The following is a 9,849-nucleotide window of genomic DNA, read 5'->3' as shown; positions in this document are numbered from 1 at the left end:
GGCCAGGCCTCAGCATTTTATTATGGTGATCCCCTGGGCGAAATGCGCCTGGTAAGCAGAGTTTTTGAAATGTAAGGCCTTTGAATAAGACAAAAGGCTGCCTCATCGCTAACTTTGCAACAGTGCCACAATGTGCGTAATGACCCCCCTGACCTCCAACCCGTCCTCATCGTCATCAGGTATAGCCCTGAAGTTATCCAGCTTATCGAGTTCCTGGAGACACCGCTTGGGGTGTAGTCGCAATCGCATGATCCTGAATTCTTGTTCCAGGACACAGAGCACCAAAGACCCGTCAACGGGCGTGCCCCCAAAATCTACTATGAGCAGCGCACCAGGCTTTATCCCTTCCCGGAAAGAGTAGGTATCACTTCGAAAAAAGAATACTCCCGGCGCTCCTGTATTACAGTGCTGATCGAGTGACAGCCTGTTTTCCTGGTAGTCGGTTGCTGGCGATGGAAAACCCATTTTTAACGGCCTCCGTTGGGGTTAAAAAGCATGAATGTCCGGTTCTCTCCTTCCTGAGTGGAAATGTCTTTAAAAACGGTCACGTAGGTTTCAATCCACTGATTTGCTTGGCGACAACTCCAGTGAAAATTAATCAGCGCAAGCTGGCTGACAAAGGCTTCTGTCGTAACTGTCTGACGACCGTTCGGCTCACGCTTAATGCTCGCACGCCAGGCTGAGTCAATTTCATAGTGTCTAGGCATGAAAAACCTCCGATCAATATAGCTGTATGCATATGGGTCTTCCCTTGTTGTGGTGGCTGAAGGCATGATAATGGTGTATTTAATCGCCAGAGGTCACCGCCATGGACGAAAAGTCCCTCTACGCTCATATTCTCAACCTGTCCGATCCGTGGCAGGTAAAGTCCCTTTCTCTCGATGAAAATGCCGGTTCTGTTACTGTCACTATTGAGATCGCTGAAAACACCCGGCTAGCCTGTCCGACCTGCGGTAAATCCTGTTCTGTTCACGATCACCGTCATCGTAAATGGCGCCATCTTGATACCTGCCAGTTCACCACTATTGTTGAAGCCGATGTTCCACGAATTATGTGTCCGGAGCATGGCTGCCTGACGTTGCCTGTTCCGTGGGCTGGCCCCGGAAGCCGGTATACGTTGCTATTCGAATCGTTCGTTCTCTCATGGCTGAAAATCAGCACCGTTGATGCTGTCAGGAAGCAACTTAAGCTCAGTTGGAATGCGGTTGACGGCATTATGACCCGGGCAGTTAAGCGAGGTCTTGCCCGGATAAAAAAGCCATTATCCGCCCGTCATATGAATGTGGATGAGGTCGCCTTTAAAAAAGGACATCGTTACATAACGGTGATCTCCGATCGCGATGGTCGGGCGCTGGCCTTAACGGATGATCGCGGCACAGAGAGTCTTGCCGGCTATCTTCGCACGCTCACTGATGGGCAGTTGCTGGCTATCAAAACGCTCTCAATGGACATGAACGCGGGCTATATAAGAGCAGCGCGTATCCACTTACCCAGTGCGGTTGAGAAAATCGCCTTTGACCGCTTCCATGTGGCGAAGCAACTGGGCGAGGTAGTTGATAAAACCCGTCAGAATGAACATCCGCACCTCCCTGTTGAAAGCCGACACCAGGCAAAAGGAACCCGCTTCCTGTGGCAGTACAGCGATAAGTGGATGACCGAATCCCGGCAGGAAAAGCTGATGTGGCTGCGTGCACAGATGAAGCTGACGAGCCAGTGCTGGGCGCTGAAAGAGCTGGCAAAGGATATCTGGAACAGGCCATGGAGCGAGGAAAGACGGAGTGACTGGCAGAGATGGTTGGCGCTGGCGGCTAACAGTGACGTTCCCATGATGAAAAATGCCGCGAAAACGATAGGAAAAAGGCTGTACGGGATCCTGAATGCGATGCGACACAGTGTCTCAAACGGAAATGCGGAGGCACTTAACAGCAAGATCAGGCTGCTGAGGATAAAAGCCAGGGGATACCGAAACCGGGAGCGCTTTAAACTGGGGGTGATGTTCCACTACGGAAAGCTGAATATGGCGTTCTGAGCCTTCCCACCATGATCGGGGAAGACCCATGCATATACAGTATAAAGAATCAGTTTTATTCTTCAACACACTGTTTATTATGTTGTAACTACTCCCTACCTTCAGGTTCATGGTTCATTTTGTTAACGGTCTGTTGCTTCACAGCTTTGCTGATAGTCGCCCGGCTACAACCCAGCACTTTTTGAATCTGGCTCCAGGAGCTGCCGCTCGCAATCAGCCTGTTTATGGCGTCATAGCGAGACTGATTAACCTGGCGGCCTTTATACTTCCCTTCCCTTTTCGCCCTGGCGATCCCCTGCTGCTGCCGTTCCCGGCGCTGTTCATAGTCTCGCCTGGCGACGGCGGCCAGCATATCCAGCAACATATCGTTTATGGCCGAAAACATTCGGCTGTCAAAATCATTGTGACCCGATGCGAGCCAGGTTGTCGGAACGTTGACGGCCACAACCCGGATATCTTTCTGCCGGATCATTTTCTTCAGTGTGTTCCAGTCCTCCCCTACCAGGCGTGAAAGCCTGTCCACATCCTCTACCAGCAAGATATCGTTTTGCTGACAATCTTTCAGGAGCCGGAACAACTCAGGGCGTTCAAGCTTAGAACCTGATTCATTTTCAATGTAGTAGTTACAGATGCTCAGGCCGCGCTCGATGGCGAAGGTATTTATCGTGTCCAGGGCGCGTGTTGCATCCTGTTCAGTCGTGGATGCGCGTAAGTAAGCTCTGACAAAGCCTTTCGGTACTGTTTGAGTCATTATAGGGAACCAGTTCATTTTGAGTTAACCAGACACACCCATACAGTACCCATTTCAGTTGGTTCAGGGAAGGCACACTCAAAAAGAACCAGCAAACAGACCCCAGCCCTATAGTGACAACGTCACACTAAAAATTTACAACATAAAGATGATGTAAAGACACACCAAGATTTACACCATAAAGCGCACATAAAGACACAGCAACATTTACCATGTAAAGACACCATAAAGATAAATATATCTTTATTTGTGCTTTACATGGTAAAGCCATTGCATTATAAAGACACTGTAAAGACAAAAGTATCTTTACGAAAAACACACCATGTAAAGACATTCATATCTTTACATGAGCTTTACAACATAAAGAGAGGGATTCTGAAATGGGTAAAATCTTGCTTGTCGTATCAGATAAAGGTGGGGTAGGCAAAAGCACCTACGTGGCTAACACAGGCTCAATGCTGGTCAACAAAGGTAAGTCGGTAATTATCCTGAAGACAGATAAAAACCACGATCTGTTGAGCTGGAACGAAAAGCGGACAGATAACGGCTTACTCACTATCCCGGTTCACGCAGCTTACGGAAACGTCAGCAACGAAATTAAGCGCCTTAGTAAGCTGTGTGAAGTTCTCATTGTCGATTGCCCCGGCCACGACAGCCAGGAGTTCCGTAGCGCCCTGACAGTATCAGATATCGTGGTGACACTGGTTAAGCCGTCCTCTGATTTCGAAAGCGAAACACTGACCAGTGTTACAGAGAAAATCCGCACCGCTCAGAAAGCTAACGCAGCTCTGGAACCGTGGGTGCTGTTCACCAGAATCAACTCAGCGAAACCCCGCCACAGAAAAGCGGCCATTGATCTGGATAAATTACTGCGTTCGGACAACATCTGGATTCAACCTCTGAAAACCCGGATATCCGAGCTGGATGTGTATGAAAGCGCCTGTAATGAAGGGGCAGGGGTACATGACGTTAGCCGGGCATCGAGCCTTTCAACAGCGAAAGCACAGATTGAACTTGTGGCACAGGAAATTGGCATTTTATAGAAATATCAACAATATTCATCGAAATCTTTACATTGTAAATACACCATAAAGATACTATGATATTTACAATTAATGCATACCGTACAAGGGGAAATTTTCATGGCTTTAAAACTAAACCGCCCGAACATCGATGAATCTCAGCAACCAGCAACAAACGCAGAAACCGCGCGTTTTATCTCCGGCGCTACCAGAGCGCCTGTAGCGGGTAAACCAAAGTTGATGAACTTCAGACTGCCAGCGTACTTTGAGGAGATCCTGGAAGCGGAGGCGCAGAGAACAGGCCAGAGCAAGACAACCGTTCTAAAGGCAGCGCTGGCCGCATTCGATAACCTGGACGAGAACCTGAAAAACCACTGGCTGCTTGAATCTGCAAAATTAGGGTAGCGTTATGGCTAAGAAAAAGAGATATGTTGTGATGGTTAGAGATAAACCAAATACAGCGGCAATCAGCGATTATTAGCCTGGTTAGTATGGTTCGCTAACAGGCATAATAAGGCCGTTGCCTATGACTGCGGAGAATGGATTGTCGAACCATCACATTGGTTAAGAATTGGAAATCCAAAATAGAAAGAAACCTAAGGAAAGAAAAATGTTCATATTCAGATATATTAAAACTCTTATTAATATCTACTTGTTATACATCCAACCGATATTGGGGATGTTCCTTATAGGTATAGGCTTATGGGGGTTCTATGCACCTGATGAGGGAACTTGTACTAATCTCAATATTGAGTTATGCGCTGTATCAGCTATTGATGTTCTGAAGCCTGCTATTTTTGTATTTTTAGGCATTATTACCGTTGCCGGATGGTACTTTACCGAACTTCAGCCGAAGCTAAGGGGGGAGGGCAAGTATATGAAGGTAAAAACAGGTGTAAAACCGGAAGATTTCGTTAAGTAAAAACCGAGCCTAAAGACGTTAACCGTGGGGGATTTATGAATAAATCATGGCTTGAACAACAGGTGCAAAATGAAAAATTAAAAAAAGTACAGGAAGAGAAAAAAGATGGCACTATCCAAAAAGGATTGTACAGGGTTCGTATAAAAGACAAATACAGGTGGGATTTGTGGGAAAATGATTTCAGAGTTGTTATTGCTTATTCGAAAGATGATGCAGAGCTAAAATTTACAGAAATGACAGGTTTTAATGAGCATTACTATATAGAAAGCATTGAAAAAATAGTGCTTTCAGATATAGAAAAAATCTTACTGGAAAACTGAAAAGATAGTTATCCAGAGGTTTAGTTAAATAATGGCGTCAGTTTTTCAACCAGTAGCAGATCGCTTAAACCGTCTAAAGAAACAACTTCTATACCAGAATCAACAAGTGAATCAACTCCACATACTTCACCGAAGCCGATAACCATAATCGGCTTTCGGTCTATCAAATCAAAAATCACCAAAGGCAATATTACACTGTTAATCGCTTCAAACTCCTGAAAAAACATTTCAGAGCCGTATTCGCTGGCAGGAAAAAGAATCTCACTTAATCTCAAACCATAAAAAATATGGTAGTGTTCTTTAAGGTTATCCTTTAAAATATTAACAGCCTTAGAATATTTTTCGTTAATAAACTCTTTAACCTGATATTTCATAACTCTCTCCAACAAGAACCGACTGTAGGTCACCGGGCAAACGTTGCGGAATGGCGTCAGAGACGTCATTTTGCGGCGTTTGCCCTATCCTGCATCGCAGTGAAAAGAACTCGCCTCGTGCGCTATGATTAACCGATGATAAAAGGCTGAAAGAAGCACTGCAAGCCGACTGGATAACATTGTTGCTTCACGGCTGATCATCATTGGTTGCCTCAGTGCTAGTGTGCTTTGCATCAGGAACCAGAAGACGATACCACGGCATTTTTTTGTTAAGCAGCTCCATCAGGGGAGTGGCAAACAAACTCAATCCCCACAGCGTTACGATTACTGGAATCGTGAAATTTTGCGGCGTCCAGAACTGGCGCTCAAGGTGGAACCATGTAACAACACAGAGCATTCCACCAATCCAGAAAATAGCTTTACTGAAAGCCCCCAGGACTGCCAGAGAAATAACAGAGACTAAATGCAGTGCGCCAGCCGTAGCAAGACGTAGATAAAACCAGAACCATTTAGCGTGCCGGATAACCGGGTTACCGTTCGTTTCTCGCAATCGTTTTTTACGTTCCCGGATGATTTCTTTTTTCAGCTTACTTCGTTCGGCTCCCTGCGGAAACTCATATATTTTAGCCATGTTTTGCCTCACTTATTCTTTTTTGGTGGAACGACTTTGTCAAACTCCTCTAAAAATGCCATATCATCTTCCGAAAAGGATGAGGATTTTTCATTTATACTAAACTCAAATCTAAGCATGTGAGCCATTCTCCCTTTTTTCCCAACAACAGAGAAAGATAACTGATTTATTTCCGTTTTCTCAATTATCTCATTAATGCTTTTATTGATAACATCACGAACAAAAAATGAGTATTTAGGATACTTATATTTCTTCTCCCCTTCCTCAATAGTATAAAGTCCCATTTCCTCTTTTAAATCATCCACGGATATATCAAAAGATTTTTTTGAACTATTCTGACTGTAATATTTCCTAATGACTTGATAAAGGTTTGTTGAGTTTACACTGTTCAACAACACAACTGATTTCAATACCTGAGTGGTATATCTATTTTCAGAACCAATCAACTTAGAAAAATATCGCTTAGCTGTATTTGTGAATTTTATCCGTACAGTTGCAAGATGATCGTAATAGGCACAGAATTCTGTTAAGTTTAAATCCAAGCGATCAGGTATTTTATTCTTAGATGATAGTATCCCAAGTTCATCAGCCAAATTTTTTAAATCATCTCTGTTTAAAACTAACGTAGTTGAAGAAAGAACTTTAGCTCCCTCTTTCAGAGCTGCATAAGAGGCATATTTATCTAAAGAAGTAGCTTTTGAAAAAAAGTCAGCATCAACCTCCAAAATATCATCATCTAACATTTCCTTTGTATCAATCTGGCAAAGAGCCAGAAAAAGCACTCTTTTTGCTGAAAGGGAAAGGGATGCAAGAGTTACCCCAACTTCATTTCTATGTCTAACTTTCGTTAATCCCGTTACTGTCTTCACGATAAGCCTCATATAACCTTTCCTATGTAGGCAAATCATAACCCCACAAAGGTTGTAATTCAAGACAACAATACAACCTTTAATTAAAAAACCTCTCACCTTTAGATATGAAGATCTGAGGATCTTCATATCTAAAGATAGCAACAACCGCATGTTTCACTTGATGTTCAGTCAAACTGTGGAAACCGTTAAAAATCTTCTCACCTTACGTGAAAAATCCTCTCATCTTTAGTGAAAAATCTAACTACCTTAACTTAAAAATCTTCTCACCTTACGTGAAAAATCCTCTCACCTTACGTGAAAAATCCTCTCACCTTTAGCAATTTTTTTCCATAATTTTCAGGTAATTGAAGCGAGCTAAGTTTTTAAGTTTTTAAGATCAAGAAGAAAATATAAGGCTTTTAATGCACAGCGTCTGTGGATAACTCAGCATAAATCCAGAGGATAGATCCGTCTGGCCTCCCTGAGCACTGCACCACCAAAAATTGAGCAAATATTAACCTTAGCGCGTAAGTGCTCTATTGAAACCCCGTGGAAATTCCGCTTCCTCGCTCACTCGCGGGCTTCGCCCTGTCGTTCGGCTGCGGCGAGCGGTGTAATCTCTCTAAAAGATCCAGACGGGATCCTTTTCCGATCCAATTCTTAAATGCTCTCAAAAGCCCTCAGAGGCGTTTTAACCGCTTTAACCCGGTCATGGTTCAACGGAGCGGGTAAAATGCGCTTAGAACGTCATACAGCTCGTTTTTAACCTGATCCCTAATCAGGGGGTATAACAGAGGCGGCCAAAAAATCCGGCCTTGCTCGTCAGAGTATCTACCGCGCATTATCCCCGAACGGAAACCCGACCATCACAACACTTGCACAGCTTGCAGCAGTAGCCGGGTTACAGTTCACTCTCAGTAAGCCCAACCACTAACCTTTCAGACAAGCCCCTCATACCGGGGGGATTATTTCTTACGCCAGCAAAATTTCACGACCGGCGAGGATGGCCAAGTGTTTTTTGCTGGCAATTTTCGTGCAGCAGCTGGCGCCCGGATTCATTTTTTGCTGTCAGGCATCAATCGGTTTCAGCAACCCGCCCCGTAATTCGCTGCTAACGCATCTCATAACGCGCAGATACAGCGCCCCGCGCCAGTGTTTCACACTGACCCGGCGTACCGTTCGCAAGCTCACGCGCTAACTGCGACAGGCTAAACATCGTCTGATAGTCAGAAATTGGCCTGGCAGGGGTGAGGGGGGTTATCGCTCTCATTCGGGCTTGTTGGTTCGCCAGTCCTGGCGAACGTCTCCGGCGCGATGTTACGACAGCGCATTATGTAACTACAGTTCGCGCCTCTTTCGGAAATCCCTTCATGCGCGGTAAAGCAATATACATCTTTATGTAATCTTTACAATGTAAAGCATTAAAAATGATTCCATAACCATCATTTGATGGTATAATGAATTTGTTGGTTGGGAATGGTTCCCTGCCAGATTCCAGAAGCCCACACGGGCGGGAGCGAAAAATGAATATTCAGGAAGCATTAAACGTTTTTGGTTTATCCGGTGATCTGACTGAAAAGGACATCAAGGCGGCATACAAAAAAGCGGCTTTAAAATATCATCCAGACCGCAATCCATTGGGTGCCGAGCTGATGAAAGCAGTAAATGCTGCGTTTGATTTTCTCATGGCTAACATTGATAAAATCAATCAGTTTCAAAGCACTGATGAAAACGCACGTTACAACTACGGTGAAGATCTGGAAAAAGTTCTGAATACGCTTTCCGGCCTTACAGGGATTGTCTATGAAGTTATTGGTAATTGGGTCTGGATTAGCGGAGAAACTAAAGAACACAAAGACATTTTAAAGGAAATGGGCTGTAAGTGGGCATCTAAGAAAAAACAATGGTTTTACCGTCCTGAAGAACACAAAAGCCGCTGGAACCGTAAAGAACACAGCATTGAAGAAATTCGTGAAATGTATGGTACAGCGGGTAAACGTAAGGCGTCAGGCTGGACACGTGTAGAAGCAAGCGCATAACCGGAATGGGGGCGAAAGCCCCCTAGAACATGGCAAAGATTGATTCGGAGACACGTTGATGAAAAACAAGACCATAACGGAAGCGGAGCTGATAAACATTTTTGAAAGTTACGGAGCCTACATTTGCCCGGATGAGATCGAAGTTACAGCCAAAGAATGCAATGAAAATGGTTCAGTCTTGCACCGTGGCTTAAACGCAGAAGGATGGGCGCATCTTTTTGCGAAGGAAGAAGCATATCAGCAGGAATGCGAAGCCCAGGAAGCTGCAAGTGATGATGGACACTTTGATGAATAGTCTTAAAACTGCCGTAATTCGATTTACGGCTTTTTTATTGAGTTCAAAAGGCTGAATCGATGAAAGAACAGAAAAATTTCTTTGAACGGTATAAACCGGTGTTTGAAATCGTTTGTCGAATCCTGGGGAACGGCTGGCGTGTAAATCTGCTCGATGATTGCCAGTACAGGATTAAGCTAACCTCACCTGATTTTAAAAATTACTCTATACATATTCGAATGGAGAAAGGAAGGTTAGTTATCATTGGAAGCGTAGATAGTCGCAGCTGGAGAAGTCCTTACCATACTTGCACAGTATCGCCAGAGCGTAACCCTGTAGAAATCGCCGCCGATATTGAAAAGAAAATCCTGTCGGATGCTTTAGATAATGTAGATATGGCGCGAGAGTATGAACAACAGTTACAGCAAAAACGCGAGAAAAAACTGATCCTGAAAGGAATGCTATCTCGTTTAGTGCATCTTGAAAGCTGGCATGGGACATTGACCGGGTTTAAAGTTGAGAATGGGTTAGATGGTAACGTATCAGAACGGGGCGACGGATATGAAATGGTAATTCGTGGCCTGAGTGTAGATCAGCTCATAAAGGTAGCGGGGTTTATTAAACAGCTATGAGGCA

Annotated in this window: 14 protein-coding genes and 2 pseudogenes; 10 read left to right on the top strand and 6 right to left on the bottom strand. The window is 44.4% G+C overall.

The window, feature by feature from the left end; translation table 11 throughout:
* Positions 1 to 75: pseudogene (locus OOJ60_RS23320) on the top strand (IS6 family transposase); the annotation flags it as partial.
* Between the two features lie 33 nt (positions 76 to 108).
* On the opposite strand, the gene OOJ60_RS23315 reads toward OOJ60_RS23320, so the two are convergent.
* On the bottom strand, positions 109 to 465 hold the full coding sequence (locus OOJ60_RS23315; RefSeq protein WP_004199403.1) for a HumD family translesion DNA polymerase: 357 nt from the start codon (positions 463 to 465) through the stop codon (positions 109 to 111).
* Between the two features lie 2 nt (positions 466 to 467).
* Entirely contained in the window at positions 468 to 707 is a 240-nt protein-coding gene (locus OOJ60_RS23310) for a hypothetical protein (protein ID WP_001549892.1), read from the bottom strand.
* A gap of 101 nt (positions 708 to 808) precedes the next feature.
* On the opposite strand from OOJ60_RS23310, the gene OOJ60_RS23305 reads away from it, so the two are divergent.
* A complete protein-coding gene (locus OOJ60_RS23305; RefSeq protein WP_000343760.1) occupies positions 809 to 2,029 on the top strand; it encodes an ISL3-like element ISKox3 family transposase in 1,221 nt (406 codons plus the stop codon).
* 88 nt (positions 2,030 to 2,117) lie between these two features.
* Here OOJ60_RS23305 and OOJ60_RS23300 read toward each other — a convergent pair whose 3' ends face one another.
* The gene (locus OOJ60_RS23300) at positions 2,118 to 2,780 is read right to left on the bottom strand and encodes a recombinase family protein (RefSeq protein WP_001549893.1); all 663 of its coding nucleotides are present in this window, start codon (positions 2,778 to 2,780) and stop codon (positions 2,118 to 2,120) included.
* 380 nt (positions 2,781 to 3,160) lie between these two features.
* Here OOJ60_RS23300 and OOJ60_RS23295 point away from each other — a divergent pair, with 380 nt between their 5' ends.
* The 4 genes from OOJ60_RS23295 to OOJ60_RS23280 all read left to right on the top strand — a co-directional run bounded on the left by OOJ60_RS23295 (position 3,161) and on the right by OOJ60_RS23280 (position 5,044).
* Positions 3,161 to 3,823: a nucleotide-binding protein gene (locus OOJ60_RS23295; RefSeq protein ID WP_000516402.1), complete on the top strand. Its 663-nt coding sequence runs from the start codon at positions 3,161 to 3,163 to the stop codon at positions 3,821 to 3,823.
* Positions 3,824 to 3,922: 99 nt separating this feature from the next.
* Positions 3,923 to 4,207 (top strand): hypothetical protein, encoded by a 285-nt coding sequence (locus tag OOJ60_RS23290; protein WP_001185481.1) that lies wholly within the window; start codon positions 3,923 to 3,925, stop codon positions 4,205 to 4,207.
* Positions 4,208 to 4,412: 205 nt separating this feature from the next.
* Positions 4,413 to 4,724 (top strand): hypothetical protein, encoded by a 312-nt coding sequence (locus OOJ60_RS23285; RefSeq protein WP_000469598.1) that lies wholly within the window; start codon positions 4,413 to 4,415, stop codon positions 4,722 to 4,724.
* A 35-nt stretch (positions 4,725 to 4,759) separates the two neighbouring features.
* On the top strand, positions 4,760 to 5,044 hold the full coding sequence (locus OOJ60_RS23280) for a hypothetical protein (protein WP_001043731.1): 285 nt from the start codon (positions 4,760 to 4,762) through the stop codon (positions 5,042 to 5,044).
* 20 nt (positions 5,045 to 5,064) lie between these two features.
* Here the strand turns inward: OOJ60_RS23280 and ddp1 are convergent, their stop codons facing one another.
* The 3 genes from ddp1 to OOJ60_RS23265 form a co-directional block, all read right to left on the bottom strand.
* Entirely contained in the window at positions 5,065 to 5,418 is a 354-nt protein-coding gene (gene ddp1 / locus OOJ60_RS23275) for a DNA distortion polypeptide 3 (protein ID WP_000877224.1), read from the bottom strand.
* A gap of 187 nt (positions 5,419 to 5,605) precedes the next feature.
* A complete protein-coding gene (locus tag OOJ60_RS23270) occupies positions 5,606 to 6,049 on the bottom strand; it encodes a hypothetical protein (RefSeq protein ID WP_001074369.1) in 444 nt (147 codons plus the stop codon).
* A gap of 8 nt (positions 6,050 to 6,057) precedes the next feature.
* Positions 6,058 to 7,071 carry a replication initiation protein gene (locus tag OOJ60_RS23265; protein WP_001348704.1) on the bottom strand — a complete coding sequence of 338 codons (1,014 nt, stop codon included), beginning with the start codon at positions 7,069 to 7,071 and terminating at the stop codon, positions 6,058 to 6,060.
* Positions 7,072 to 7,681: 610 nt separating this feature from the next.
* Here OOJ60_RS23265 and OOJ60_RS23260 point away from each other — a divergent pair.
* From OOJ60_RS23260 to OOJ60_RS23245, 4 genes and pseudogenes are all read left to right on the top strand, one after another.
* Positions 7,682 to 7,834: pseudogene (locus OOJ60_RS23260) on the top strand (helix-turn-helix domain-containing transcriptional regulator); the annotation flags it as partial.
* A gap of 589 nt (positions 7,835 to 8,423) precedes the next feature.
* The gene (locus tag OOJ60_RS23255) at positions 8,424 to 8,939 is read left to right on the top strand and encodes a DnaJ domain-containing protein (RefSeq protein ID WP_001025390.1); all 516 of its coding nucleotides are present in this window, start codon (positions 8,424 to 8,426) and stop codon (positions 8,937 to 8,939) included.
* A gap of 58 nt (positions 8,940 to 8,997) precedes the next feature.
* The gene (locus tag OOJ60_RS23250) at positions 8,998 to 9,234 is read left to right on the top strand and encodes a hypothetical protein (protein ID WP_000792381.1); all 237 of its coding nucleotides are present in this window, start codon (positions 8,998 to 9,000) and stop codon (positions 9,232 to 9,234) included.
* Positions 9,235 to 9,293: 59 nt separating this feature from the next.
* Positions 9,294 to 9,845, top strand: a complete 552-nt coding sequence (locus OOJ60_RS23245) for a hypothetical protein (protein ID WP_000662998.1) — start codon at positions 9,294 to 9,296, stop codon at positions 9,843 to 9,845.
* Positions 9,846 to 9,849: the final 4 nt, after the last annotated feature.

This window comes from Citrobacter sp. R4 (assembly GCF_026719175.1).
Lineage (GTDB): Bacteria > Pseudomonadota > Gammaproteobacteria > Enterobacterales > Enterobacteriaceae > Citrobacter_A > Citrobacter_A sedlakii.
Note: the sequence above shows the minus strand (reverse complement) of the source record. Positions and strands in the feature narration are given on the sequence as shown.